This window comes from Methanohalophilus levihalophilus (assembly GCF_017874375.1).
GTDB classification, from domain to species: Archaea; Halobacteriota; Methanosarcinia; order Methanosarcinales; family Methanosarcinaceae; genus Methanohalophilus; species Methanohalophilus levihalophilus.
Genome location: NZ_JAGGLK010000002.1, coordinates 95,031 through 120,675, shown reverse-complemented (window position 1 = coordinate 120,675; position 25,645 = coordinate 95,031). Strand labels below are relative to the sequence as shown.

Here is a 25,645-nt window from a genome sequence, read left to right as displayed (position 1 = left end):
ACCCTTCATAGGCTGGATTCTATATATATTTTTGGTTCTACTGATTATTACTAAAAGTAATATTTCAGTTCTTATTTGTTTTCGTTCATAAGAAGAGAATAAACTTCATTCCATGCCGTAAGACCTTCATCTACCTCTTCAGCGGTAGAATTCATATCAAGGATCTCCAGATGAGGTGCATTTTCTTCCAGAGTTGTTCCCAATTCGTAGGAATTATCCAGAAAAGTACCATACCTATCCGAAACGTTCTGGATAGATGGAGAAAGGTTGTACGTAACCCTCACAAGGTTAGCTTCCATGCTATCCTGCCTCAGCTTAATAGCAGCTTCCGAAAGCTTTTCAGAATCCCTGGAGGACAATGAGTCACTGACATTTGTGTAATCGTTCCTGATTATTTGCATGGAATCTGTCATCCATGAAAGAAACTCCAGATCTTCTTTGGTTTGCGAGATGCTCTGGTTTACTTCCTCAACTGTATCCGTTATATCCGAACAACCTGAAATCAGTACGGAAAGAACAAAAATAGAAAAAAGAAGGAATTTCTTCATCGAAATTACTCCAGAGAAACAATATCAATAGGAAAAAGACAAGGGGACTTTATGCCCCTTGTGCGGTATAGACTTTTACAGAAGTTGGATTCTTTGTGATATTGCCCCTTTTCACTCCAACAAGGTTTTCTATTCCCCTGCTTGAGGCGATATCAAGTATTCTCTGGGTTATTACACCGTCAAATACGACACTTTTGATGTTTTCCTCAGACTCCTTTAGAGCGTTGACAAGATCCCTCACAGGTGTCTCGCTTATTACTTTATCCTCGTTATCCAGAAGTCTGGCGCCGAGGGTTCCAGTGAGATCTTCCGAGTGTTTCTTGAAACGACTGGCCTCCGGTGGATAAGATCTCCTTGCAGGAGACTGTCTTCTCTCCGGCCTGTGACGTGATTCCTTCCTTTCCTTGGGTTCAGCAAGATCTTTTGTTTTTGAAGCCGTTCTTGAGACATCCGGTTTAACAACCCTTTCCTTGCGTTTTGCAACACGTGGCAGTCTGCCTTTTTTGGCTGTTGCAGGTGTCTTGCCTGATGATTCGCCTTCAATGGAGTAAGCGTCAATTGCCTGCTCAACAGGAACTTTCTGCCTGAGTGACCTTACAATTTCACGCTGGACAAGATCTTCAACGCTCTTTCCATCGGGTGCACGGGCAACATAATCAATATCGGCAACCTGCAGGAGTTCCTTGATAATGAGTTTTCCTCCCCTGTCACCATCGGTAAATGCAGTAACTGTTTTCTTCTTCGTGAGTTCTGCCACTTCAGGGGGAACGTTAGTTCCGCCAACACAGATAGTATTCTTAATGCCGTACCTGAGGAGGTTCAGGACATCGGCACGACCTTCCACGACAACAATTGCATCAGAATCCAATACATTAGGACCGCATGGGATTTTGTTTTTCCCATAATACTGCATTTCTTCAATACGGACAGACTGCCTGACTTCCTCCGCAATCTCCTGGGATTCTGGAAGATTTTCATCAAACATGTCAGTGAGAATGTATTTTGCCCTGTCAATGATATGCTTCCTCTTAGTCGCACGTACGTCCTCAATCTGGCTTACCTCAATCTTTGCAGTGCAGGGACCCACCCTGTCTATGGTTTCAAGGGATGCTGCCAGAATAGATGTCTCGATACGGTCAAGGCTTGAAGGTATGTGGATATTTCCCCTTGTCTTCCCGCCTTTTGTGTTGACTATTACTTCAATACGGCCTATACGGCCTGTTTTTTGCAAATCCCTGAGATCGAGATCAGAGCCCAGAAGACCTTCTGTCTGACCGAAAATTGCACCGACAATATCGGGACGTTCAATGACCCCGTCGGCATTAACTTTGGAATGGATGATATATTTTGTTGTATCACTGCTTTGCATGATAATTTCTCCTTTTGCTTAACCGGACAAAATAAAAGAATCAAAACCAGAGGTAGAAAGAAGCAAAAAAATTCAGACGGTTTTCCATACCCCTGCATTTGATCGCAGCATCTCCCCTCCAAGAGATAGCTGGCAAATCTCCCCTGATTACAGGAGCCATAGAAGCATGCAAATAAACTTGATATCAACCAATTTTTATTGAGTAGTCTATTTGCACTACGGTATTGTTCAGTTACAGCACATATAAATTAAGATTGTAAGTTGAAATTATACCTTCTATGAGGCAATGAAACCCGAAATTGTGCTTCTTTGTGAATATTGGTTACCTTCTGATAACCAACGATGATGATTCAAATTATTTATGTTGGTTTTTAACCCATTGGATCATTCAGCACCCAATGGAATCATGATGATATGTGAAATGATCATTATTATGACCATTACCTAATTACCCTTTGGGTTTAAGAACTTTATGGTTCTTCCAAAAGATAATTAGCTATGCATCTCCACCAGAAATATGGTGGAAGAGCAGCATTTTTCTGGATTTAATCGTCGTCTTCAATGGAGATAAACTCTGAAGGTACATACTCCGTAAGTGCGATATCTTCGTTAGCACAGATGAATTCAATGCCTTCTTCTGAAGCTTCAAGAGCATTTATCTTTAAAACTATTGGATTGTCCGTATGAACAGAAGCAGCTTCATTTGCTCTCTGCCTGGAAGTGCTTAGGTGAACATATGTTTGCCTTATCGGGGAAATTCCCTGATCCAGCAGCATTTCAACTTCTTCCTGGCTGACACCATAATACAAGAACTCTGAATCACATACTGGATGATCCAGATCGACATCAACAGAATGCCCATAGCGTGCTCTTATGTACCTGTCTTCAATCTCATACCGCTTCTTGGTATCCGACTCCACAAGTCCAACCAGACGATCTTCACTTGTCCAGGGATATCGTTTCTTCATGACGGCACAGAACCTGTCAAGATCAACCCATCCCTGCAAATCCATCTGGAGTCCCAGATCATCAGGGAAATGGCGCAGAGCTCCGGAAACAAAACGTCCAAGACGTTGTTCCCTTTCGTCATCCAACAAATAACGACCCTTTTCACCACATTCCGGGCAGTTTTCTCCCCGGAAATAACCATGCTCCTGACACCTGCGAATCATGCTAACATTGAGAGTGCTTATACTTAATTACCTTATCGGAAAACTTTGACCTCTCAATCTTCAAATACCTTCAATCCCTCGTTAACTTTATCTCCTTCTCCGCAAAACTCCTCCCCTAAAAAGCCAGTCAAAGACAATGATCTTCAACTTTCAGGTGTTTTAATGGATAGCGAAATTGCCCCTATTTATGAGAAATTAGCAAGCGTGGTTTCTGAAGAAGAATTTCTGAGGAAAGTGAATGAGAAAATGGACAAAATGGGACCACTGTGTGATAAGAAAACCATTGCCCTACTTGTTGCAAGCGATCTGGGAGTGACAGATGCCTCTCAGGAACCTATGAAAATAGCCGACATTAATGAAAACAGTTCCAATGTTTACATCATTGGAAAGGTTGTTTCCCTATTCGATACACGTGAATTTTCAAGAAATGATGGTACAACCGGAAGAGTTGGAAACCTCATAGTTGCAGATAGCAGCGGCTCCATTCGTGTGACCCTCTGGGATGAACTGGCAGATCAGATGACAACCGGATCTATACAGGCAGGAAAATCATACAGGGTCAGTGGCTATGTTAAAGAAGGTTATTCAGGTCTGGAAATAAACGTTGGAAGATATGGTGGGATAGAAGAAGTCGATGAAGAGATCCAGATTGAATTACCTTCCATGAAGATAGCTGACATAAAAGAAAATGACTCCGATATTAACCTCAATGCTGTTATTTTACAGGTTTTGGACATAAGAACATTCAATAAGAGAACCGGCGGAGAAGGAAAAGTCCGTAACATCCTGGTGGGAGACGATTCCGGAAAAATCAGGGTCACCCTCTGGGACGAAAAGGCAGAACTTGACAGGAGCCTTCATGAAGGTGTTTCCATAGAAATTATCAATGGTTATGCACGCGTGAATAACTTCAACGATGAGGTTGAAATCCAGATTGGAAACCACGGTGTAATCAGGAAAGCAGATTCGGAAGTCCTGTACAAGGAACAATATACTCCTATCTCTGACATAATTCCCGGAGAAAGCTATTCTGTTCGCGGTTTTATCTCCGGTATAGGAGAAGTTCGGGAATTTTCCAGAAAAGATGGTGGTGTCGGAATGGTCTCAAATGTCTACCTTTCGGATGACACTGGCCGTATCCGTGTAACCCTGTGGGACGATATGGCAGAAATGGCAGAAAATGTTGACATTGATACAGAAATGGAAGTAATTGATGCTTATGCCAAAACCGGATTCAATGATGAAGTTGAATTGAATACAGGAAGGCGGAGCAGGGTTGTTTTCCTGTAACTACGATCAGATATATATGCTATTGAGAAGATAGTGATCTATGGAGTGTGATGCCGTTGGTCCTGCACGACAAAAACTCATCTTTTCAGGGCATCGAAAGCGAGGTTCCTATTAACGAAATAATGAACCAATGCGTTATCGAGCTAGACGTTTCCAGTACAGTACTTGAAGTTGCTAATGCAATGATGGAAAACGGTGTTGGAAGCATCATATTAACAAAAGATGGGGAAGCCGTAGGGATAATAACTGAACGTGATATCGTCGGAAAGGTAACTACAAAGGATGCGACTCCGAGCGCTGTAAAAGCCGGAGATATAATGTCCTCTCCGATAATATCGGCAGAACCTTCCTCAAGTGTGATCGATGCATCCAAGATCATGGTCAAATCGAATATCAGAAGACTTGCAGTTGCCAAAGGGGGCGATATAGTAGGTATTATTACGGATAGGGATATTCTCGCCATCTCACCTGTTCTGAATACTATTCTTGAGAATCTAATAGAGATGAACGAAGAAACCAGTTTACCTGAGGGAAAGGAAACGGGAAGAGGAATATGCCAGCGTTGTGGTGCCTATGTAGATATTTTAACCGAAACCGGTGGACTTATGCTTTGTGAAGACTGCATGGATGATGAAGGATATTTCGATTGAGGGCTGAAAACCAATAAATTGCATCTGCAAACAAAGGGGGAGATTAATACGCAGATAAAAGACATTATGACGGGAGACGCTGTCTACGTTCAGGAAGACAATACTGTAACAAATACACGCCAGATAATGAGAGACCACTTTCTGAGGGGTTTCCCTGTGGTGGATCATGATGGCAGGGTTAAAGGAATGGTTACGGATCAGGACATATTGAACATCACTTCAACGCGATCCGATGTGATTATTGGTGGATTTATAAGGGAGTGTCCACTCATTTGTCCTGACTGCGATATAGTCGCAGCTGCAAAAATGATGCTTGAGGCAAGGATGGAAAGATGTCCTGTCGTCAAATCTGAGAATGAAAGAGAACTTGAAGGGGTTGTGAGTGTCTCTGATTTGCTTCGAAATTTAAACTTCCCGAAAAGGGGGAATGTTACTGCATCAAGCATAATGAGTACGGACCTGATGACCTGTAATCCTGAAGACAGTATTTCAAAAGTATGGGCCAATATGCTCAACAATGATTATACCGGTATACCAGTGATTTCCAAAAAGAACGAATTACTTGGAATGGTAACCAGAAGAGACGTCATAAAAGCTGGTTTTGTGAGGGTAGTGCTTAGCGACAGTCACAAGAGTAATCCAAAGGATATGCCTCCTGTGGAGCGTATTATGTCAACGCCTGCATATACCGTGGATCCGCATGCATCCCTTGATGAGTGCAGGGATATTATCCTGCATAATGATGTTGGAAGAGTCACAGTGGTCGATGGTTCCAAACCTGTTGGGGTTGTAGATCGCAACGACCTGTTACGCGCATGTATAGACAATTCCTGATCGGCTTTTTTGCCTATAGGAATAAAATTGACCTAATGCAGACATCAGTTTTTGATGCCGATTTGTAATGCAAAGGACAGACAAACAAACAACTATTGAGAAAATAAAGATGGAGGTAAAACCATGAAAGATGTTTCCATAAAGGAAAGGCCAAGAAAAGACCCTCGTGCCTTTACTTCTGAGAGTGTGCTGGATCAAGGACCTGTGCAGTTCCATGATCGCATTTCGCAACACGAGGGAGATATTATGTCCATTGCAACAAGAGACGTTGTAACAGCTCAACCCACTACTCCCATCATTGATGCCCTGAAAACTATGACAAAGGGAAAATTCCGTCATATGCCTATTACAGATGCCGGAACAAATCGCCTCGAAGGAATCATTTCATCATTTGATGTAATTGATCTCTTTGGAGGAGGCGACAAAAGCCTTTTTGTGGAGAAAAAGTTTAAAGGGAATCTGCTTGCTTCAATAAACGCTGAAATCAGGGGAATAATGCAACATGAAGTTCATTCCCTTCCTGTAACTTCAGATATCGGTCGTGCTTTTGAATTGATGACAAAAAACAACGTTGGAAGCATTCCAATAGTTGACCGGAATGGCCAGGTTGTGGCAATTTGCACGGAAAGAGATTTCCTTGGATTCATGAGCGGTCTCAAAACAGATATTAAAGTCAGGCAGTACATGAAAGAAGGAGTTGAAACAGCAGATTACAGCACAAGCCTTTGGAACGCAGCAAAAATAATGGTGAAAGGACATTTCAAGCGTCTTCCTGTAGTCAAGGACGGAATTCTTGTCGGGATAATCACCGCCTTTGATATCATGAAGTATATCGGGGAGGGTGAAGCGTTTGAAAAGCTGGTAACAGGAAATGTGCATGAAGCTTTTGACGAGCCTGTAAGTTCGCTGATTGCCAGGGATGTTGTCTGGACTGATCCCGAAACTGATCTCGGGAAAGCAGCAGAAATTATGAATGAAAAGGGAATTGGTTCACTACCTGTTATTGAAAACGGGGAACTGAAAGGGATAATAACCGAAAGGGATATCCTTATTGCCCTAGCAAAGCACACCTAAACTTTGATATGGAGGAATTATTTTGAAAATTGCCGACATAATGAGCTCTCCAGTATACGCTATTGGACCTGAAGAGCCTGTATCGCATGCCAGAAACCTTATGCTGAGGCATAAAATCAGTACTCTCATCGTTGCAGAAGAAGAAAAAATGGTGGGAATTGTAACTAAAAGCGATATTGGAAACAGGCTGGCCCAGACAGAGCCAATGTGGAGAAGACGCCCAATAGACAAGGTTCCAATTCGTCTGGTCATGACTGAAGACCCACTGGTAACCATTTACCCGGATGCTTCAATTGAACAGGCCGTAGAGCTGCTTCTTGAAAACAACTTCAACAACCTGCCTGTAGTGGATGGTGATCTTCTTGGAATTGTAACTATAGGGGATATACTGAGATACATAGGAGATCAGCCTGGTGGAATAAAAATCAGCGAAGTTCTTGAAGGTGAACCTGTAATTGTACACCGCCACCACACGATCAACCACGTAATAGACGAAATCGAAGCAAATGAAGTCAGCAAAGTTCTCGTAGAAAACGATGCTGGAAACATTGTGGGAATGATCTCCACAAGGGACCTTGCCCTTAGCATGTTTAAGGATTCCGAAGGTAAATTGCCCGGAAAGAGTATCAAGATGGCACGCAGGCCTACAGCTGGAGGTGAAAAGACATACAGGTATGTAAAGGATGTTCCACTTGTTGCAGAGGATATCATGGTGGAACTTGATGGAATTGTACAGTATGAAAATACACTTGCTGAGGCAGCAAAACTGATGGTTGAAGAGAATCTCACCGGTGTGCCTGTTGAGAACGAAGGAAAGATTGTAGGTATGCTAAGCAGACACGATGTAATACGTGAAGCAAAATAATTTCCAGAGAGGGATTTGAAATGCAAGTACAAGATATAATGGTACAGCCTGTTAAGGTCGATAAAGCGGACACACTTTCCCACGCATTGGATCTGATGGAAAAAAACAGTACCCGAAGACTTCTGGTAACTCATGATAGCAAGCTTCTTGGAATCCTGACCATGAGAAACCTTACCAAAGAACTTGGGACCCGCAAGAAGGGAACTAAACCGGCATCTTCATTGCATGTGGCTACCGCAGTTTCGGAAAACTTTACCAAGGTGCTCCCTGATACAGAAGTAGACGACGTCATTACGCTGATGGCAAAGAATGGCGGGGTTGTAATTGTCACAGACAATGAGAACATACTTGGATGGGTGACCCCCCAGCAAATCATGGAGAACATGGAATTTAATGGCTATGCAGGAGAAATCATGCATAAGGAGCCTACCGTCGTTTCTCCAGCCGACAGGGTAAGCCATGTGAGGCACATTATCCTCGAGAATGATATGGGAAGGTTCCCTGTAGTTGAAAATGGAAGACTCATGGGAATGGTTACCGAAAAGGATATTGCAAAGGCTATGAAGGCTTTCAGGGAAATTGTTTCCGGAAACCAGCAGGATTCCAGAATTAAGAATCTGATAGTCGAGGACATTATGAAAACAGGTGTCCAGTCCGTGAAGACAAATACTCCTGTTTCCGAAGTAGCCAAACTCATGCTGGAAAGCAACTACGGAGGCGTTCCGGTGATGAATCTTGAAGATGAAATGGTTGGATTCATTACAAGGAGGAGTCTCCTGAAAACACTGGCATGATATGTCAATGAAAATAGCAGAAGGAAAGCTTGATATTCCGGCAGCTGCGGGATATCTTAAGCTTCCTGAGGAAAGGCTTGAAAATCTTACGCAGCGCAGACTGCTGGTACCAAATAAAGGCAGGTATCAGCAATTATTCCATTTTGAAACATCCGTGTCCGGTATTGAGCGTGGAAGTGTTCTTTACCAGAAGGAAAACGGTGAGTTTGAACTGATACATGGTTTTCCCAAGATTCGCAGGGCCATGCTCCTTGAACCTGCAATCAGGAAGCAGTTCATAAACACCAAAACTCTTTGTGTTGAAGAGAAAATGAACGGCTATAATGTTCGTGTCATTCTCTTTCAGGAAAGGCTTATTGCACTCACACGTGGCGGTAACGTCTGCCCTTATTCTACGGAAAAAGCAAACCTTTTATTAAATATTGATTTTTTCAGGGACAATCCCGATTACGTATTGCACGGGGAAATGATAGGCCCGGAGAATCCCTATGTTCCAAAAGAAATCTATGGGATTGAATCACTGGCATTTTTTGTATTTGATATCAGAGAAAAGAATACCGGTGAACCTGTTTCGATTTCCAGAAGACGCCAGCTTGCAGAGGAATACGGGTTTCTGGAAGCACCGCTGCTTGGGAATTATAAGCTTGAAGAGTCAGCGGAAGCAATTTTTAAGCATATACAGGAACTGGGAAAAATTGGGCACGAAGGAGTTGTTATCAAAGATCCCGAAATGATTGTTTCCCCCATAAAATACACCTGCTCACAGAGCAATTGCTCAGACCTTCTGCATGCATTTAAGTTTTACAATGATGTCGGTAGAGACTATCTTTTTTCCAGAGTCGTTAGGGAAGGATTCCAGAGTGCCGAATGGTCAGAAAGTGAGAATGAGAGAAGTGAACGTTGTCTCAGGCTTGGTGAGAGCATCCTTGTCCCGATGATTGAAACCGTGAAAAAAGTCCGGAAAAATGAGAGAGTCATTGATGAGGTTCGTATCCGTGTACAGGATCTGGAAACCCTCAAGGAATTTGAAGACTATTCAAGATTGCTGGGTCTTGAAGCTATTTTCAGTGAGCCGGAGAAGGTCGGTGACGAATACCTGATCCATATTCACAAAATAAACCGTAGTACCAGTGACAAAACAGAAGCCATGTGGAATGGCGATCTCTGGTAATTCGGGATAAACAGTAGCCTTTTTATGTTGTGAAGCTCTGTAAGGATTCAGGGATTTGACCATGACAAAAGTTGCTATTATCGGAAGTGAGCAAAGTGGCAGAACTTCTCTGGCCGCAAAGCTCGGTAAAAAAGGAAATGTTGCCGACATTACAATGTATGATTTTTCAAAAAACGATGTTGTGATGACCACAATAGATGCAAATGGTTATCCGAAATCTCTCAAATCCCTTGTTACTGCTCTTAATTTATCTGATATCGCACTTCTCTGCATCCCTCCTGAAGGACCGGATGTTTCCACAGGCGAATGCCTGGTTGCATTGGACCTGCTTCAATATAAGCATGGAATGATTGTACTTACAAAAGCTGATACAAGCTATGCCTATGCACAGGAAGAACTTGAAAAGAACATCAGGAAAATCATCACAGGAACCTGTATGGAAAACTGGGAGTTCATCAACATTTCAACCCAATCATTTGAAGGACTCGATGAACTCAAGGAAAAGATCCTTGAGCTTGACGAAAAGGTAGCTGAGGATAGCAGGAAACAGGATGATAAACCTGTGCGTGTGATGGTTGACCAGTCTTTCAACGTAACGGGTATCGGTTGTGTAGTGCTTGGTGTCGTCTCCCAGGGTACTCTCAATGTGAAAGACAAACTGACAGCTTACCCATCTGCAAAACCTCTTGAAGTTCGTTCAATACAAATGCATGATGTAGACGTGAAAAGCGCACCAACCGGGGGAAGGGTCGGGCTTGCGCTTAAAGGAATACAATCAAAGGATATCGAGCGTGGATTTGTTATTTCGGAAAAAGAGACGGTGGCAGAATCCTTTATTCTCAAATGTAAAATTTCCCCATTCTCAGCTCCTTTGTCCGTTTCAGATGTCCCTCATCTTTTCGTGGGATTGCAGTCTGCTCCTGTGAGACTGGAGAAAATTGAAATTAATGGGGAAGCTGCAGAAAAAGCAAGTCCCGGAGATGAATGTATTCTTCACCTTAGCGGTTCACATGAAATTGCTTTCAGCTCCTCAGACAGATTTATTCTCTCAAACCTTGACGCAAAACAGAGATTTGTAGGTTATGGGTTTGCGGAAACAGAAAACTAAAATAGTTCTCATTTTTCAAGTGTTATACCCTGTTCCCCAAAAATAAAAGGAACTTTTTCAGAGCTGTGCCTGGAACCACGGATTTTCATAATCTGAATAGTTGATGCCAGATTTTCATCCGGACTCTCCAGAAGGATAATTCCATCGGCGGTGCAATACTGGGGCGCTTCAAATGCCACGTTGTTACCTTCCGTAAGCATCATCACTGTGCATCCAAGACGCTTCAGGTTGCGTATGAAACGTGCCATTTCTTTCTTTTTCATGCAGGCATCTTTTGCTGCAAAACGAATTGCTGAAACAGGATCTATCACCAATCTCTTAACATCGTAGCTCTCAACATATGAGGCGATTTCCTTGAAAACAGTTGCTGCAGAAGGTGCGTCGTTTTCAATGGGAGCGTAAGAGGGAGCAAGTTCGGGGCTAATCACTTCCTGCAATTCATCAATGTAACCATATTCCATGTCGGGACTTAAGTCTGAAAACAGGACCTTTTTCATCTTAATCAGGGCTTCCAGATTCATGTCGTAGCCAGACATATTTGCTACAATATCATCTGATGTTTCCAGTAAGGTCAAATAGAGCCCTACGTCCCCAAAAGATGCACCATTGGTTAGAAACTGAATTCCGAAGGTTGTTTTCCCACATCCGGGAGCACCACTAACAATGTATGCTCTTCCTGCGGGCAGGCCGCCACTGCAAAGACTATCAAAACCTTCAACGCCTGTTTGTACTTTCATTTCCATCCCAAACAATAAACTATAAAGGAAGCATGCTATATTTGTAACCTGCTATTTATAAATCTATTAGATTATTATACTATATTATATATTAAAGTTATAGGTAAATTTGAGGAAGAAACATGATTAACATAGCCATTCCAAAAGGAAGCCTTGAGGAACAAACGCTTTTGCTATTCAAGCAGGCAGATCTCCCTATAAAGAAAACTTCAAGAGAATATAATCCGAAAGTTGAAGACCCCCGGATTGACAGGGTTAAAATTCTCCGCCCACAGGAAATCCCAAAATACGTTGAAGAAGGATACTTTGACATTGGTATCTCCGGAAGGGACTGGGTAATTGAATCTGATTCCGATGTTATCGAAATTGCGGATATGCCTTACAGCAAAACCGGTGCTGGAAATGTAAAAATTGTAATTGCTGTTCCACAGGAAAGTGACATCCAGACCTCTGCCGATATCAAACCCAATAGCAGGGTAACCACGGAATACCCCAACATTACCAAAAGACACTTTGAAAATCTTGGAATTCCTGTTGATCTCCATTATTCCTATGGCGCAACCGAAGCCAAAGTGCCTGATCTCATGGACGTAGTCGTTGACCTTACCGAAACCGGTTCAACCCTCAGGAAAAACGGTTTAAAAATTGTCGATGTAATGCTGGAATCTTCCACAAAACTCGTTGCAAACAAGGAAAGCTGGGAAAATCCCGAGAAGCGTCAGGAAATAGAAGAGATTAAAACACTGCTCTTATCAGTTATCGAAGCTCGTGGAAAAGTATTGATTGACATGAACGTGCCAATAGCCAAACTTGAAGACGTTATCAGCGCATTGCCTTCCCTGAAAAGGCCAACTGTATCCCAGCTATATGGTGCCGATTACTACGCCGTGGAGACTGTTGTCAACAAGAGCGATGTCAACATACTTATTCCAAAGCTCAAGGCACTGGGAGCTGAGGATATCCTTGAACTGGATATTTCAAAAATTGTCCACTGAGATAGTTTCAAATGGAACATGATGAAAACAAGCATGAGCTGAAAAAAGGGTTTTTCTGGTCTGCCAGATTGTTCCTGCTTTCAGCAATCCTTGCTTTTGCTGTTGCCATACTTGTGTATGCAGCAGTAATCTTTTTTTCCCAGACTCCGGCACCAATAAATCAGGCTGTTTCAGGCACAACAAACAGTGCGCTGGCAAAAGTCGAAGTCGGTGCCCGGTATGTGGGTCTCACTGCTTCCATCTTTGTTTTCAATAGCATTGCGGCATTCACCGGATCAGCCGGTGCTGCCCTAATTGTTTTTGTTCACAGGATGCTGCTTTCAGATCTTGATTTGCGCAAGAAATATCCCATTTATGGAAAGCTATCAAAGAAAACGGAAAGCTGGGGCAGACCCTTTTCCGGTCTTTTCAGACGCTTGTTTCCATCAACATACGCCTCATTTTCCAATGATGAAGTACATAAAAGTGAGGATTCAATCTGGAACTATTACGGCTATGACCGGGGTCAATACCGCATGTTTGCCTCCATGCTGCCCTATGCACCGCCCTTCCTCGTATCCGTAGCCAACGGAGTCCTTGCAGGAATTCTGCTTGCATTCATGGCTGTAAACGGCTCGGTTGAAGGAATGAACATCTTTGGAAACACAGGAATATTTACAGGTGCACTGGCAGGAATAGCATATTTTATGGCTTTTATCATTCCACATGGAATAATTGAAATTCCCGCTCTTTTCCTTTCAGCGGGCCTGGGTTATGTGTTTGCAAGCCGCCAGGCTACTGTTGTCAAAAATGAACTGCTTTTTTCAGGAAATTATGTCGATGATCTGAAGAAAGACATCAGCAAAACCGAGAAATGTGCTTCAAAATTCCTGAAATCCGCTTATTTCAGGAAAGCGATTTTTGCATGCGTCTGCCTGCTACTTATCGCTTCTTATATTGAAACCGAGATAACACCTGAAATAGGTGCAGCAATTTTTGAATTCGTGCTGGATTATCTCAACTAAAAAGAAAATGAAGTTCAGGAATCAAAGTTCCTAAGGGCAACAGCAATATTCTCCAGCAGCTTGCCTGCAATAGCCTGCGTGGGCCATGAACCCAGACCACAATCCGGCCCCACATACATCACACGATCGCCAAACCTGCTGTAAACTTCCCTCAGTCGCTCCTCGATGACTTCAGGGGTTTCCAGATCGGTAACCAGCTTTTCAAGCAGTTCAGGTTCCTTCCATGCATTGGTGTTGTATTCTTCGTTTAGACCTGCCACCAAATTGAAAACATCTGTTCGGGCAACTCCCGCACGCAGGTAGGAATCGGTTTCCTCCAATAATGCTTTGTCAATAAGATCAAGGTAGCCAGGATTGGAAGCCGATTCGACACCAATTACATTGATACCCCGTGTACGGCAGGGGATTTCGTAATGCAAAGCTGAATGGAGATGGATTTCCACGTCCAGCCCTTTTTCATGGGAATAGCTGCTTGCAAGTTCAAGAGCCTCGATAAGAGCGGCGTTATCAAATGAAACCTCTGGATTGATACCAAGGCTGGGCTCATCAATTGATATTGTGCGAACGTTGAAATTTTCCGCATCTTCTATGGCATTTTTGATGAACAGGTTGATACTTGAAGCAATTAGATTCAGTATATCCGGATAGACGGCGGAACCAAACTGCTGCAAATACAGCTCAAGAGGACCTGTGACACACACCCTTACATCGGGTTTGTTTCCGGTTTTCTCCCTGTATTGTTTTGCATAATTCTCGAGCACTTCAAGTTCTATGATTTTAGCGCATTCCGGTTTTACACTGAAAGGTCCATCCGTACAATCGGGATCATTGAGAATTGAAAGGAATTGTTTATTCATATCCTGAAACTGTGGATATGTTGGAACAGCAACTCCGGCTTCTAATTTTTGTAAAAAGGCAGAGCCTATAATCTCAGCGACTTTTTCTTTCTCCCCATCAAAGGCCGCTTCAACCCATTCCCGGGAAACGCCTTCAGGAAGCGGGTAACTTCCAATGTCGTCAAATATGAACTCTACCATGCCTTTTGTTATCCGTACATGATCATTTATAGCTAACGATTTCAGGGAAGCGGAATATGCCAGAGTAATCTGGCGACTATCAGGAAATGAACAATAAGAATCAATGGGAAGCCAATCCTGAACTTGGCCCTTCTGGTTTTATGCCGGAAAACATACATCCCCAGATAAGCTCCGGCAGATCCACCCGCCAGTGCCCATACGAACAAAGTTTTCTCCGGGATACGGTAAGCACCCTTGCGGGCTTTCCTTTTGTCCCACCACATAATCGACAGGGCGCCTGCATTGATTACCAGAAGGTATAAAAGCAGGAGCCTTTCAAAGAGCAGCATCGAAATCACATTGATTGAGGTGCATCAATTCCCAGAGTATCCAAGACATTTGCAATAACAACCCTTGCACAGTCCACAAGTCCCAGACGAGCCTGCCTTATTTCGTCGTCCTCAGCGGCAAGCACAGGTGAGAAGCGGTAGAACTGGTTGAAAGCATCTGCAAGTTCCCTTCCGTAAATAGCAAGATGATGAGGCTTGAGTTCGGATGCACACTTTTCCAGTACCTGGTCAAAGAGGGCCATTTTCTTGATGAATGCAATTTCCGAATCATCTATGAGAAGAGCCGGATTCAGCTCAGCTTCAGGATTCCACAATCCCTCTTCCTCTGCCTTCTTGAGAATACTGCAGGCTCTCGCATGTGAATACTGGATAAAAGGTGCTCCCTGCTTTTCAAAATCCAGTGCCTCTTTCCAGTCGAAGACGGTGGATTTCTCCGGAGTCACTTTGACAATATCATAACGTACTGCGCCAATGCCAACCATTCTTGAGACTTCCTTCTTGAATGAATCCTCCATCTCCGGCCTGCGGATGGTTACTTCCTCAAGGGCTCTTGCCTCAACCTGCTCCAGCAATTCATCTGCACTGATGAACTTACCCCGGCGGGTACTCATGGAACCTTCAGGCAAGGATACGAATTCAAAGATTACAACTTCAGGCTCCTGAACACCAACTGCATTCAGGGTTGCCCTGAGCTGTCCGGAAATGAGTTTGTGATCTGCGCCGAAAACATCGATAACCCTGTCTGCACGGGTTGCCTTCCATTCATGGTAGGCGAGGTCCCGGGTTGTGTACAGGGATGTGCCGTCACTGCGCTGTATAACTAAAGTTTTTTCATAGCCATAATCTGATAGATCAACTACTGTTGCCCCATCGTCGACTTCGGTGCGTCCGGTTGCCTTGATTCTCTCAACAATATCACCAACCGCACCCGAGCGGATAAAGCTTGATTCGGTTACAAAAGAGTCGTGATGAACGTTCATCTCAAGCAGCGTTTTCTTGATACCTGCCACTGCAAAATCAACTGCTTCGTCAAAACGTTTTATTGTGGCTTCATCACCACTTTCCACAAGCTGCATGAATTTGTCGATCTCTGCCACTTTTGCAGGATTTTCTTCCAGTGCAGCATTTGCTTTTATGTAAATCTCTGCGATTGCATGATCGCCTTTTTTGGTCTTGTCAAATTCAAAATGATCAAAAGCCCAGGAAACAATTGCAATCTGCCTGCCCATGTCGTTAACATAGTACTGGACTTCCACATCATAGCCGACTCTCTTCAAAAGGCGTGAGAGGGTGTCACCAAGAATGGAGTTACGTATATGACCCACATGCAATGGCCCGTTGGGATTTGCAGAGGTGTGTTCCAGCAGGATTTTACCACTGGCGAAGTTTCCACCGAAATTCTCCCTGTCAGCGCGAATGGACTGATAAGTCTTGTGAATGTAAGTGTCACTTGCACTGAAATTAATGTAGGGACCTGTTGCCGCTACTTTTCCAACAAGGGAATCTTCTGGAATGGAGATTTCTGCTACTATTTTGTCAGAGACTTCCTTCGGGTTCTGCTTTGCACTGGCTGCAATCTGAAAAGCGATTCTTGATGAAAGATCAGCGTGTTGGGAGGGCTCAAGGGAGATTTCTCCTGCTTCAAACCCTGCCTTTTCGATTGCTTCTGCAAGAATAGACTTAACCTGTTCTGTGAATGTAAGGTACAAGAAAACCACCTTAAATACCTGTGTTATAGCGCAATATTGCCACTATACCACCAAAAGCGTTCATCAGTTGCGCTCCTTCCTCAAAATCAGTTGAAATGAAGGACACCTGACTTCCCATCTGGTCACTGAGAGCCGATAATTCATCAACAACATCCACCTTCTCCGTAACTTCCAGTGGAGAACCGCATTTGGTACAGTTGCCCAGCTGAAGACTTTCAGCACGCGGACCCATGTCTTTTATGATTTCTGTTTCATCACCGCAGGAAACACAGCGTATTTTGAATTTCTCTGACCTGAGATCTTCGGAAATAAGAAGGGTTTCAACAGCGCCTATCAAAAGGTTCTGCCGTACCGCTTCCTCACCATAGGCAACCTTCCCGGAATCGGATACTAATTCCTTAAAGAAAGCCTGCATCAGGTTTTTCTCAACCATCAGGTCAAGATCCGCCAGCCTGTCACCGGCAGCGTTCACAAGTTCGCTCAAGCCCGATTCATCGGTATAGGCAACATCAAAAAGACCAAGGACCTTCCTCTGTATTTCGTGGTGCAGGAATTCACCTGACTCAAATTCTTCCTTGGTAGGTGAAGGACCGCCAATGAGGACGCCTTCGAAATCCTTGTGATTAACAGTAAGGAAAACTTCACTTGCAGCATCCCCGATTCTTTTGTAGAAATCGTGGATTGCAATAAGCCTGAGCTGCTGGAAACGATGAGCACTCTGACCACCCTTCCTTTGTTTTCCAGGAACAGTAGATGTTAAATGACGATAGGAATCGATGTGTTTTCCAACCAGCATTCCCACTGTTGCTTCACGCCTGTCCAGAACCAGAAGACCATAAGTCTTAGCATCCTTGAGCATCTCTTCAAGGGGCTGCAGATAAAAGGCAGAATCACAGTGATATTTGTAAATTGTAATGGGTTGTGGAGGGACAATAATGGTTGTTTCCATGTTGGTCTTGTCAGCTCCAACGTCAACTGCACCGGTGAAATAAACGATGCCGTTTTCAGGGACTTCCCCGTACCTCAAGCGTGAAAGAAGGGAATCGATTGCTCCCTGTACATTTGTTTTTGTGACTTTGGATTTGATATTGGAAGCCTGACTGTGTTCTTCCCTCAGCTGGGAAGTCACATCGGAAATCTGTTTGTCAGGAGGAATGTAGAGGGAGATAAGTTCCGTACCCCGCCCTTTTTTATCCCGCAAGCTCTCGAGCTTTTTCTTGAATTCATATTTGTCATGGGCAGATTGTTCAGACATTGTGAAAATACTCCGTGATGAGAATAATGATTAAAGGAAATTGGTAGTTTGCGTTACTACGCAGTAGTTATAAATATAGATTATGTCCCGCCTGCCAGCTGTCAAAGGGGAAGCGACTTTGTGTATTCGGCTTCCCTTGAAAGCAGAACCACGCGGCTTATAGGTGAAGAATCAACTAAGTAGTAGCCCAGAAAATCGGCTACCTGTGATGCAAACTTCTCAACTTCTTCGTGCGTTGGCATTGCATCCCTCTCAAGTCTCCTTCTGGAAAAACCAAGATGCATATAGGCCTTAACTTCAACAAAATCAGGATCGGCTTTTTTTATCAGCGAGGCATAGCCCTCAGGATTAAACATATTGACTCCCTTAACAAGCGTAATCCTGATAGCTGTTCGGCAATCCTTTTTCCTGAGGATTTCAAGGGACTGGTTGATACGCTCCCATAGATCAGGATTCTTCGGATTGCAAACCTTATCATAGGTTTCAGTATCAGGCGCATCAAGACTCATGTATAATTGGGATGGTGATATTTTTTCCATCATATCCGGATTTGTTCCGTTGCTTACCACAAAAGTACTGAGACCCTGTTTCCTGAATTCTTCAATTAGTTCCGGGAGGTGGGGATACATTGTAGGCTCCCCTGAAAGGGAAATTGCTACATGTGCAGGCTCATTGGCCTCTTCCCAGAGTTCCCTGGAAGCAGAACCTCCAAAACCTGATACCAGTTTTTGCTGCGATTTAATGCAAGACCCCACGATTTCCATTGGAGAATCCCACTTTTCAGGAACCGGGGAATCCACCTCAATTGGTCTCCAGCAATGCAGGCAACGCTGATTGCAGATGAGAGTGGGTGTCATCTGCATACACCTGTGAGAAGTAATTCCATAAAACTGGGATTTGTAACACTGTCCTTCTTCGCGCAGGGAACGTCTCAGCCAGAGACAGGTCTTAACGGCAGAATGAGAGCCTGCAAGGCTGTAACCCTGTTTTTTCAAAAGACTATTGATATCTGTTTTTTCAGGAAGGTCAGGTGAATCCATCAGGATGGTTAGTTTTTGTTTGCCATATATAAAATGCTCGGAAGGACCTAAAAATCAGAACTGTAAGAGGAAAGTTTTGAAATTGCAGAGATCAACTACCGGAACCTGCGCGGGGGTTGGAACTACATTTACCCTCTTCTGGAACTCGGTCTGTGACTGCCATGTTCCTGAATTGATCAGGAGAACACCACGATATTGTTCCACTCCCACAGTATGCACATGTCCACAATGGAGAATATCAGGAATTCTATCAATCACGAAATGATCGTTTTTCTCAGGTGCAATGGACACCCTGCTTCCATATATGGGGGAAAGGTGTCTTCGTTTTATCATTTCCACCATGGCCTTTGCAGGATCCTGATAGGAAACTCCCGGAACCGATGCTACAAAATCGTCAATTGACCTGCCGTGATACATTAGTACGTATATTCCATCGAGGTCAACAAGTGCGGGATTTCCCACAAAAATGATCCTGTCATCAAACATTTCCCGTATATGCGCGGGCAAAGCTGGCTGTGGTTCTGCCTGTCTCACAGCGTCGTGGTTTCCAGGGCACATTATAATCTTGATATGCTCCGGAACCTGGTTAAAATACTCAGCCGCCTTCTCATACTGTTTGTAGACATCCTGAATCACCAGTTCATTTTCCTGTCCGGGATAGATACCTACTCCATCCACAATATCTCCTGCAACCACAAGGTAACGAAGTTCCTTTGCTAATTCCCTTAGCTTTTCATCCGGGCTTTCCCCTTTCAGGAAAGCAACAAAAGCTTCCCATTGTTCATCAAGGAAAGTAGTACTCCCGATATGAACATCCGAAATAAAAATGGCTTTTCCACTGGAAGGTGCCGATCTGAAACAACCGTTTGGCACATCGGGGAAAACAAGCTTGTTGGCTATCAAAAGCCTTCCATCATTAGTCAACTTGCCATTAATACCCACGACATCATCCAGCACAAGATGACTGGCCTGTTCAAAAAGATCCTTCTCGGAAGTGGTAAATAAAACCGGGAAAGAACCGGTCGGATCCTCAAACTGGATAAGCCGATGACCATTTGCAGTGCTTCTGATATCCGAAACCATGCCGATTATGGATATTTCCCCATATTCACCGGTACCACTTCTTCTTCCCCTGTTCAGGCTTTCAAGGGGCCGTGCATTAACCCTTCCACGGATGAGTTCACTCAACCTGCTATATCTGTTGCGGAAATACTGAACAAATTCCATGTATTCCCCAACGCAGGTAGAACTGTCAGTTATGTCTGAAAGGATATCCACTGGATTATCGCTGAAAAGTGGTTCACTTTTTGTAGCTGCAAATTCACTTTGTATTTCTGAAAACGCCAGATTGGTGGAATTCCCAGCAAAATTTTCAAGATCCAGATGCTGGGTGTCTATTACAAAAACATCGTCTCCGAGATTTGAAAGGATGTGTTCGGCAAGATCCGGGGACTGACATTGGCAATTAATTAATTCAGCAGCCTCAGGGCTCACCTGGTAACCTTCTTCCATTAACCTGAATAGAACCTGCTGCCGGGATTCGCCACTCATCTTGGATCAAATTTTTTATTTTTCGTTTTTAGAGTATAGTGATATACAGACCAATAGGTTTAAACTATTACTACTCATATCCAAAGACAGTCTCAAACCCTTTGGCTAAAGGAGATTTTAACAACATGGACCTACCAGATTCTATCAGGCAATTCAAAGAAAGTGAGAATTTCTGGGTGAGCCTTGCCAGAGACGGGATTTCAATTCTTGCTATAGTCGCAACATTTGCGCTTCTCTCGCAGGCGGTATTCGGTCTCTGGACTCCAATGGTTGCCGTGGAATCAGGCAGTATGGAACCCCATATGAATGTAGGAGATATTATTTTCATACAAAACATCGATCGAACCGAAGTAATTTCCCATGGCTCCGCTGATGATTATTCTTCTTTTGGGATGGAAGGAGATGTTATTCTCTATCGTCCCTACGGACAGGAAGGTGTGACTCCCATAATCCACAGGGCCATGTATTTTGTCGAAGAAGGTGAACCAATGTGGGAAGATGGTCCGGCTGCACCTCATGCCGGTTACATTACCAAGGGTGACAATGAGAATACTAACAGATACTATGATCAACAGGGAATGGTCAGCTACCTGACCCCTGTAAAAGAAGAATGGATAATAGGGGTTGCTCGTTACCGGATCCCCTATATCGGACACGTAAGGTTAATCTTTTCCTGATAGCTTTTAAAAACGATTACAGGTGCATCTGTGCCGTAATTACTGGTTTGAAATCAGCAAGCAGATTCAGGCGGTAATCCTCAAGCAGGACATTCTTTGTACTATCAAGCGGGACACTTAACACGATTTCCTTGGTACGTCCATATCTTCCTTTACTTACCACGATAGCATTCAGGATGCCAAGCATATCCAGCTCAGAAATCAGATCCGTTACCCTGCGCTGGGTCAGGATATCCATTTCCGCACTCCTGCAGAGCTGCCGATAAACATTGTAAACCTCACCTGTGGTAACATTCCTGTGACCGTGGTTGCGGAGGAGCATTACACTATAGAGTGCAAGTTTGGATTGAGTCGGAAGAGTACGGACCACCTCAACAATCCTGTCAACTTCAATTTTCTCCTGGGCCTGCCGGACATGGCTTTCTTGAACCTGATTCTTCTTTTCCCTCTCGGCAATTTCACCTGCAACACGCAGAAGATCAAGAGCACGACGGGCATCACCATGTTCTTGGGCAGCAAACGCAGCACATAATGGGATTACCATTTCCGCCAGTGAATCATCCTTATAGGCTATACCCGCCCTGTACTTTAGAATGTCACTTATCTGCTCGGCATCATAAGGTGGGAAAATAATTTCTTCTTCTCCAAGGGAACTCTTTACCCTTGGATCAAGGAATTCGGTGAATTTGAGATCGTTTGATATTCCAAGCATACTGACTTTTGCATTCTCAAGTTCTGTGTTAATCCTTGACAAATTGTAAAGGACATCATCACCTTTTTTGATCAATTTATCTATCTCGTCAAGAACGATAATAACAACTTGCCTGCTGGAATCCACTGCTTCCTTGAATTTATGGAAAACCTGATCAGTTGGCCATCCTGTCATAGGCACATCCTCACCAAACTGCTTGGCAAGATTGGCCAGAAGCCTGTACTGAGTATCGATTACCTCACAATTAATATAGAGCACAACACATGGCACGTGCAATGTTTCACTTTTCTTTTCAAGCTCAATGCCTACATATCTGGCAACCGCTGTTTTTCCTGTTCCAGTTTTCCCATAAATGAGAATATTAGAAGGAGTGTCTCCCCTCAAAGCGGAAACCAATATTGTTGCAAGACTGTTTATTTGATCACTCCTGTGGGGAAGTGTCTCAGGAGTATACGAAGGACGTAATACTTCCTTATTCTTAAACAATGATTCGGTTTCCAGTAACTCCTGAAATAACCCGTCTAATGATTCGTTAGCCATCCAAACACCTTCCAATTAAGATCCTCTAAAACCCATACGATAGTCAGGAAAGGTTGATGATTGTAACATCAAACCCTGTTAGGTATAGCGATGATAATTCGTTGTAACAAATCCAATAGAAACAGAGGTTATTAATGTTTATGGTGAAGACCCCATTGTTTCTACTGGAAAACAATGAACAATAGAATATTTTATTGAAGAAAAAATAAATGCGAATTTGTTACTTTTCTGAGAAACAGTGTCTAAAGACATATTTTAAAGATTTTTCATTAAATGACCCCTTAATTTCTATTGGAGTCTATATAATAGGGGGACACCCTATGGTTTCGTGTGGAAATAGAAAAAAGATGTTTTACATCTTTAATTAAAAAAACAGAAAAAAAATGGTTGTGTAAGTATAGGAAAAATAGTACTTATAATTAACTAATACAAAAGTAACATTTTTTCCTATTTTTAAATTCAAAAATAAGATTTTTGTTTTTTCAGCCGTTATTCTGCCTAAAAAAAACTAAGGTTCTAACTACTTCCAATAGAAACCATGGGGTACCTCTCTTCCAATTCAAACTTCCCAGAGGAAAAAGAAAAGAAGATAAATTATGGGAACAAAGACAAATCATTTAAATCAGGTAATGCTATTTTTACATCGATCCCGATGAACAAAAACGGAGTTCCTGAAAAAGATGTACTTAATGATCTTGCAAAGATAAGATCACTTGATACACCTTATGAAAAAGTTCTCAGTTCCATGTGTACATATCCTCATCCCATAGCAGCCTTAGCACATCAGGATTTTCTTGAGGCAAACATGGGAGATCCGGGACTCTTTAAGGGAACAACTATTCTTGAAGAAAAAGTCATTAAACTTCTCGGGGAGTTATCCCATAAACCAGATGCCTGTGGTTATCTGAGTACTGGTGGAACTGAATCAAACATTCAGGCTATTAGAGCTATGAAGAATTGCAGCAATTCAAAAAAACCTAACGTTATTCTTCCCCAATCAGCTCATTTTTCTTTTGAGAAAACCGCTAATCTCACAGGAGTTGAAATGAGGAGAGCAAAGCTTGACCCGGATCTTCGTGTTAGCATAAATTCCGTGGAAGATTTGATTGATGATAATACCATTGGACTTGTGGGAATTGCGGGAACCACAGAATTCGGTCAGATTGATGATATCCAAAGGCTTTCGTACATTGCAGAAAAAAACGATTTATTCCTGCATGTGGATGCGGCGTTTGGAGGTTTTGTGATTCCATTCCTGAAAAAGCACTATTCTTATGATTTTGAAGTTAGTGGAGTTTCTTCTATTACTGTAGATCCACATAAAATGGGTTTGAGTACAATTCCTTCGGGTGGCTTACTTTTCAGGGATAAAACTCTTTTTGAATCCCTTTCTGTTCATACACCTTATTTAACAGTAAGAACCCAGAGTTCCCTTACCGGTACCAGAAGTGGCGCTGCAGTAGCTGCTACCTATGCTGTCATGACTCACCTTGGAATGGATGGTTACCAAAGAATCGTTGATAATTGCATGGAAATGACCCGGGATCTGGTCTCAGGGGCAAAGGAAAGAGGTTTTTCAACTGTAATTAATCCGGTAATGAATGTAGTTTGTCTGGAAACCGATTTTCCGGAGGATTTACAGAATAGTCTCCTCTCAGAATATGGCTGGAGGGTTTCGGTTACCCACAGTCCGCAATCACTCAGACTTGTTGTTATGCCTCACCTTAGCAAGGATATTATTTCCGAATTCCTTGACGATCTTGCCTCTCTTGTATAACATAAAATATTTCCTTGTCCTTTCTTCACTTATCATTTCTTCAAACCAAAGTAAAACAAAGAGCTGATGCTATTTGGTATAAAAAAAATAAAAAGAGGATGAAAGCAAATCACGGAGGATGGATTAAATTGAAGAGCACCTAGCCTTGAAGCTTGTAAAGGCGTGTACCCTTCAAATCCGTGACTGATCTAAACTATGCCTTCTGCTTATATATCCTTGAAGATAGCAGGGTGAAAGTATTCGGACTTTAAATCCGGATAGAGATAAATAAGATTAAATTGAAAAATAATGATATGGCTAGCTCCTTCAAGATTGGAACAATAATGGGAATTCCCATATTGATTCACATTTCGTTCCTTATTGTACTGCCTTTATTTGCACTGGTTTTTGCTTCAGCTCCTGCGCCCTATGGATTTGAGGATATCCAGCCTCCCTATTTGAGCTATTTACTTGCACTCCTCACAACAATCCTGCTTTTTGCCTGCGTGCTCCTACATGAACTGGGACATTCATATTTTGCAAAACGATTTGGGGTAAAAATTGAGAATATTACTCTTTTCCTTATTGGTGGGGTTTCCTCAATGGAAGAGATACCACGCAATCCCGCGCAGGAAGCCAAGATGGCCTTTGCAGGTCCCATGGTCAGTTTCATAATTGGTTTTTCTCTTTTCATCCTTAATTTTGGTATTGTAACAGCTGTTGCCTCATATGCTGCCACTTCCGCTTACAGGGTAGTGGAAATACTGGCTACTATCAACATTGTACTGGGTATTTTCAACCTGATACCTGCGTTTCCAATGGATGGAGGTCGCATTCTTCGTGCCTGGTTTGCCAAGAGAATGAGCTATGCCCGCGCAACCCACAATGCCGCAACTGTCGGGAAGTTTTTTGCATTTCTGATGGCCCTTGCCGGGTTGCTTTCCAGTCCTTGGAATCCCTGGTTGCTTTTGATAGCAGTATTTGTTTACATGGGTGCTTCAGGTGAAGAACGCTCAACTGTTGTTACCACTACACTTGAAAATGTGCATGTCCGGGATCTGATGTCAGATAATGTGGTTTCGGTGTCTCCTGATATGACCATTGAAGAACTGATGCAGTTCATGTTCAAGCACAAACATATGGGCTATCCTGTTCTGGAACGCAATGATTTAAAAGGAATCATTACATTTACGGATGTGCGTCATGTGGTTCCCGTAGAAAGGGTTGCCCTGCTGGTATCCGAAGTAATGAACAGAAATGTTGTTTCCATAGCTCCTGATGCATCCGCAACTGATGCTTTTAAGCTTCTGACTGCAAATAATATCGGAAGGCTTGTGGTTGTGGAAAACGATGAAGTTGTGGGTATCCTTTCCCGTACGGACCTCATGCATGCCATGGCCTTGTTAAGTGAGTGAGGGCACACAAGAG

At 43.1% G+C, this 25,645-nt stretch carries 24 protein-coding genes; 13 read left to right on the top strand and 11 right to left on the bottom strand.

Annotated elements, in window-relative coordinates:
* Positions 1-71: 71 nt before the first annotated feature.
* The 3 genes from J2755_RS04220 to J2755_RS04210 all read right to left on the bottom strand — a co-directional run bounded on the left by J2755_RS04220 (position 72) and on the right by J2755_RS04210 (position 3,089).
* Complete coding sequence (locus tag J2755_RS04220) at positions 72-548, bottom strand: hypothetical protein (protein WP_209680332.1); 477 nt, start codon at positions 546-548, stop codon at positions 72-74.
* A gap of 49 nt (positions 549-597) precedes the next feature.
* The gene (dnaG, locus tag J2755_RS04215; protein WP_209680331.1) at positions 598-1,917 is read right to left on the bottom strand and encodes a DNA primase DnaG; all 1,320 of its coding nucleotides are present in this window, start codon (positions 1,915-1,917) and stop codon (positions 598-600) included.
* Positions 1,918-2,462: 545 nt separating this feature from the next.
* Entirely contained in the window at positions 2,463-3,089 is a 627-nt protein-coding gene (locus tag J2755_RS04210; protein ID WP_209680330.1) for an RNA 2'-phosphotransferase, read from the bottom strand.
* A 162-nt stretch (positions 3,090-3,251) separates the two neighbouring features.
* On the opposite strand from J2755_RS04210, the gene J2755_RS04205 reads away from it, so the two are divergent.
* The 8 genes from J2755_RS04205 to J2755_RS04170 all read left to right on the top strand — a co-directional run bounded on the left by J2755_RS04205 (position 3,252) and on the right by J2755_RS04170 (position 10,875).
* A complete protein-coding gene (locus J2755_RS04205; protein ID WP_209680329.1) occupies positions 3,252-4,379 on the top strand; it encodes an OB-fold nucleic acid binding domain-containing protein in 1,128 nt (375 codons plus the stop codon).
* Positions 4,380-4,429: 50 nt separating this feature from the next.
* Positions 4,430-5,029, top strand: coding sequence for a CBS domain-containing protein (locus J2755_RS04200; protein WP_209680322.1), 600 nt, complete (start codon positions 4,430-4,432; stop codon positions 5,027-5,029).
* A gap of 18 nt (positions 5,030-5,047) precedes the next feature.
* Entirely contained in the window at positions 5,048-5,863 is an 816-nt protein-coding gene (locus tag J2755_RS04195; RefSeq protein ID WP_245312693.1) for a CBS domain-containing protein, read from the top strand.
* Positions 5,864-5,986: 123 nt separating this feature from the next.
* On the top strand, positions 5,987-6,937 hold the full coding sequence (locus J2755_RS04190) for a CBS domain-containing protein (protein WP_209680313.1): 951 nt from the start codon (positions 5,987-5,989) through the stop codon (positions 6,935-6,937).
* A 22-nt stretch (positions 6,938-6,959) separates the two neighbouring features.
* Positions 6,960-7,802 (top strand): CBS domain-containing protein, encoded by an 843-nt coding sequence (locus J2755_RS04185; RefSeq protein WP_209680303.1) that lies wholly within the window; start codon positions 6,960-6,962, stop codon positions 7,800-7,802.
* A gap of 20 nt (positions 7,803-7,822) precedes the next feature.
* Positions 7,823-8,596: a CBS domain-containing protein gene (locus J2755_RS04180; RefSeq protein WP_209680293.1), complete on the top strand. Its 774-nt coding sequence runs from the start codon at positions 7,823-7,825 to the stop codon at positions 8,594-8,596.
* A 1-nt stretch (position 8,597) separates the two neighbouring features.
* Positions 8,598-9,767 carry an RNA ligase gene (locus J2755_RS04175; RefSeq protein WP_245312691.1) on the top strand — a complete coding sequence of 390 codons (1,170 nt, stop codon included), beginning with the start codon at positions 8,598-8,600 and terminating at the stop codon, positions 9,765-9,767.
* A gap of 61 nt (positions 9,768-9,828) precedes the next feature.
* Positions 9,829-10,875, top strand: a complete 1,047-nt coding sequence (locus tag J2755_RS04170) for an EF-Tu/IF-2/RF-3 family GTPase (RefSeq protein WP_209680282.1) — start codon at positions 9,829-9,831, stop codon at positions 10,873-10,875.
* Positions 10,876-10,883: 8 nt separating this feature from the next.
* Here the strand turns inward: J2755_RS04170 and J2755_RS04165 are convergent, their stop codons facing one another.
* Entirely contained in the window at positions 10,884-11,612 is a 729-nt protein-coding gene (locus J2755_RS04165; RefSeq protein ID WP_209680279.1) for an RAD55 family ATPase, read from the bottom strand.
* A gap of 122 nt (positions 11,613-11,734) precedes the next feature.
* On the opposite strand from J2755_RS04165, the gene hisG reads away from it, so the two are divergent.
* Positions 11,735-12,607, top strand: coding sequence for an ATP phosphoribosyltransferase (hisG, locus tag J2755_RS04160; protein WP_209680276.1), 873 nt, complete (start codon positions 11,735-11,737; stop codon positions 12,605-12,607).
* Between the two features lie 11 nt (positions 12,608-12,618).
* The gene (locus J2755_RS04155) at positions 12,619-13,611 is read left to right on the top strand and encodes a stage II sporulation protein M (RefSeq protein WP_209680273.1); all 993 of its coding nucleotides are present in this window, start codon (positions 12,619-12,621) and stop codon (positions 13,609-13,611) included.
* Between the two features lie 14 nt (positions 13,612-13,625).
* Here the strand turns inward: J2755_RS04155 and J2755_RS04150 are convergent, their stop codons facing one another.
* The 6 genes from J2755_RS04150 to J2755_RS04125 form a co-directional block, all read right to left on the bottom strand.
* Positions 13,626-14,648: a methionine synthase gene (locus tag J2755_RS04150; RefSeq protein ID WP_209680270.1), complete on the bottom strand. Its 1,023-nt coding sequence runs from the start codon at positions 14,646-14,648 to the stop codon at positions 13,626-13,628.
* A gap of 41 nt (positions 14,649-14,689) precedes the next feature.
* Positions 14,690-14,977 (bottom strand): DUF1294 domain-containing protein, encoded by a 288-nt coding sequence (locus J2755_RS04145; protein WP_209680267.1) that lies wholly within the window; start codon positions 14,975-14,977, stop codon positions 14,690-14,692.
* Between the two features lie 5 nt (positions 14,978-14,982).
* Complete coding sequence (gene argS / locus J2755_RS04140) at positions 14,983-16,686, bottom strand: arginine--tRNA ligase (protein WP_209680264.1); 1,704 nt, start codon at positions 16,684-16,686, stop codon at positions 14,983-14,985.
* A 10-nt stretch (positions 16,687-16,696) separates the two neighbouring features.
* Positions 16,697-17,941 carry a peptide chain release factor aRF-1 gene (gene prf1, locus J2755_RS04135; RefSeq protein ID WP_209680260.1) on the bottom strand — a complete coding sequence of 415 codons (1,245 nt, stop codon included), beginning with the start codon at positions 17,939-17,941 and terminating at the stop codon, positions 16,697-16,699.
* Positions 17,942-18,042: 101 nt separating this feature from the next.
* Positions 18,043-18,981: a 4-demethylwyosine synthase TYW1 gene (gene twy1, locus J2755_RS04130; RefSeq protein WP_209680257.1), complete on the bottom strand. Its 939-nt coding sequence runs from the start codon at positions 18,979-18,981 to the stop codon at positions 18,043-18,045.
* 54 nt (positions 18,982-19,035) lie between these two features.
* Complete coding sequence (locus tag J2755_RS04125) at positions 19,036-20,532, bottom strand: DNA-directed DNA polymerase II small subunit (RefSeq protein WP_209680254.1); 1,497 nt, start codon at positions 20,530-20,532, stop codon at positions 19,036-19,038.
* A 125-nt stretch (positions 20,533-20,657) separates the two neighbouring features.
* On the opposite strand from J2755_RS04125, the gene J2755_RS04120 reads away from it, so the two are divergent.
* Positions 20,658-21,209 carry a signal peptidase I gene (locus tag J2755_RS04120; RefSeq protein ID WP_209680251.1) on the top strand — a complete coding sequence of 184 codons (552 nt, stop codon included), beginning with the start codon at positions 20,658-20,660 and terminating at the stop codon, positions 21,207-21,209.
* A gap of 16 nt (positions 21,210-21,225) precedes the next feature.
* Here J2755_RS04120 and J2755_RS04115 read toward each other — a convergent pair whose 3' ends face one another.
* Positions 21,226-22,461: an ORC1-type DNA replication protein gene (locus J2755_RS04115; RefSeq protein WP_209680249.1), complete on the bottom strand. Its 1,236-nt coding sequence runs from the start codon at positions 22,459-22,461 to the stop codon at positions 21,226-21,228.
* A gap of 538 nt (positions 22,462-22,999) precedes the next feature.
* Between J2755_RS04115 and mfnA the strand changes: the two genes are divergently transcribed.
* Positions 23,000-24,238, top strand: coding sequence for a tyrosine decarboxylase MfnA (gene mfnA / locus J2755_RS04110; RefSeq protein ID WP_342591053.1), 1,239 nt, complete (start codon positions 23,000-23,002; stop codon positions 24,236-24,238).
* A 293-nt stretch (positions 24,239-24,531) separates the two neighbouring features.
* A complete protein-coding gene (locus J2755_RS04105; protein ID WP_209680246.1) occupies positions 24,532-25,632 on the top strand; it encodes a CBS domain-containing protein in 1,101 nt (366 codons plus the stop codon).
* Positions 25,633-25,645: the final 13 nt, after the last annotated feature.

What these genes read in the sequence shown, in the direction of transcription:
- J2755_RS04190 (WP_209680313.1), top strand. Translation starts at nt 5,987, where the DNA reads ATGAAAGATGTTTCCATAAAGGAAAGGCCAAGAAAAGACCCTCGTGCC.
- J2755_RS04125 (WP_209680254.1), bottom strand. Translation starts at nt 20,532, where the DNA reads ATGAGTGGCGAATCCCGGCAGCAGGTTCTATTCAGGTTAATGGAAGAA.
- J2755_RS04105 (WP_209680246.1), top strand. Translation starts at nt 24,532, where the DNA reads ATGGCTAGCTCCTTCAAGATTGGAACAATAATGGGAATTCCCATATTG.
- prf1 (WP_209680260.1), bottom strand. Translation starts at nt 17,941, where the DNA reads ATGTCTGAACAATCTGCCCATGACAAATATGAATTCAAGAAAAAGCTC.
- J2755_RS04150 (WP_209680270.1), bottom strand. Translation starts at nt 14,648, where the DNA reads ATGGTAGAGTTCATATTTGACGACATTGGAAGTTACCCGCTTCCTGAA.
- twy1 (WP_209680257.1), bottom strand. Translation starts at nt 18,981, where the DNA reads ATGGATTCACCTGACCTTCCTGAAAAAACAGATATCAATAGTCTTTTG.
- J2755_RS04175 (WP_245312691.1), top strand. Translation starts at nt 8,598, where the DNA reads ATGTCAATGAAAATAGCAGAAGGAAAGCTTGATATTCCGGCAGCTGCG.
- J2755_RS04115 (WP_209680249.1), bottom strand. Translation starts at nt 22,461, where the DNA reads ATGGCTAACGAATCATTAGACGGGTTATTTCAGGAGTTACTGGAAACC.
- mfnA (WP_342591053.1), top strand. Translation starts at nt 23,000, where the DNA reads ATGGGGTACCTCTCTTCCAATTCAAACTTCCCAGAGGAAAAAGAAAAG.
- dnaG (WP_209680331.1), bottom strand. Translation starts at nt 1,917, where the DNA reads ATGCAAAGCAGTGATACAACAAAATATATCATCCATTCCAAAGTTAAT.
- J2755_RS04155 (WP_209680273.1), top strand. Translation starts at nt 12,619, where the DNA reads ATGGAACATGATGAAAACAAGCATGAGCTGAAAAAAGGGTTTTTCTGG.
- hisG (WP_209680276.1), top strand. Translation starts at nt 11,735, where the DNA reads ATGATTAACATAGCCATTCCAAAAGGAAGCCTTGAGGAACAAACGCTT.
- J2755_RS04180 (WP_209680293.1), top strand. Translation starts at nt 7,823, where the DNA reads ATGCAAGTACAAGATATAATGGTACAGCCTGTTAAGGTCGATAAAGCG.
- J2755_RS04220 (WP_209680332.1), bottom strand. Translation starts at nt 548, where the DNA reads ATGAAGAAATTCCTTCTTTTTTCTATTTTTGTTCTTTCCGTACTGATT.
- J2755_RS04165 (WP_209680279.1), bottom strand. Translation starts at nt 11,612, where the DNA reads ATGAAAGTACAAACAGGCGTTGAAGGTTTTGATAGTCTTTGCAGTGGC.
- J2755_RS04120 (WP_209680251.1), top strand. Translation starts at nt 20,658, where the DNA reads ATGGACCTACCAGATTCTATCAGGCAATTCAAAGAAAGTGAGAATTTC.
- J2755_RS04210 (WP_209680330.1), bottom strand. Translation starts at nt 3,089, where the DNA reads ATGATTCGCAGGTGTCAGGAGCATGGTTATTTCCGGGGAGAAAACTGC.
- J2755_RS04145 (WP_209680267.1), bottom strand. Translation starts at nt 14,977, where the DNA reads ATGCTGCTCTTTGAAAGGCTCCTGCTTTTATACCTTCTGGTAATCAAT.
- J2755_RS04170 (WP_209680282.1), top strand. Translation starts at nt 9,829, where the DNA reads ATGACAAAAGTTGCTATTATCGGAAGTGAGCAAAGTGGCAGAACTTCT.
- J2755_RS04200 (WP_209680322.1), top strand. Translation starts at nt 4,430, where the DNA reads ATGCCGTTGGTCCTGCACGACAAAAACTCATCTTTTCAGGGCATCGAA.
- J2755_RS04205 (WP_209680329.1), top strand. Translation starts at nt 3,252, where the DNA reads ATGGATAGCGAAATTGCCCCTATTTATGAGAAATTAGCAAGCGTGGTT.